Source organism: Neisseria sp. P0021.S005, assembly GCF_051956955.1.
In genome coordinates, this window is record NZ_JBQCWY010000888.1 from 1 (window position 1) to 549 (window position 549).

General features: G+C 60.1%; 1 protein-coding gene. It reads right to left on the reverse strand.

Translation table 11 applies throughout. The annotated features are described in order from the left end of the window. Positions 1-549, reverse strand: a 549-nt coding sequence (locus ACTHUE_RS19985) for a DUF927 domain-containing protein (RefSeq protein ID WP_440424275.1), incomplete at both ends; no start/stop codon positions are given.

Here is a 549-nt window from a genome sequence, read left to right on the forward strand (position 1 = left end):
CGGATGAATCGCCCGTCAGATGAAAACCGCCTGATTCTTCGCTCAACAGGGACAGCAAGGGGGCGGCAAAGGACGCGCCCAATGCCAAGCATAGGCGGCTGTTTCCCGCTGCGTATCGGGCGATATTTTGCTGCCAGTCGCCAAGCTCTCCGTTTGGTCGGTATGCCGCCGCTTGGCTGGTGTCGCCGTTGTAGATGACGGCGGGTGTTTTGCCGTCTGCCGTGATGGTTTCGCCGCTGGGCATGATGTAGGTGTCGCCGTGCCAGCCCGCGCGGTCGGTAATGGTAAAGGCGGTTCGGCCGCCCTGTGTCTGCAAATAATCGGCAAGCCGTTCGCGTTTGGCTCTGCCTGATAAGACGGTCAAGCCGTAACTCTGCAATCGCTGCCAGCCCTGAACCGTGCCGATTTCCGCTTGCGGGATGGCGGCGGTCTTGGTTTGGCGTGTGATTTTGTCCTGCCAGCGGATAATGCGGTAATACGCGCCGTCGTTATCCTGCCCCGTGCCGATGATGTCGATGGGGTCGGAAAGCAATAGCGGCTCTGCTTCGA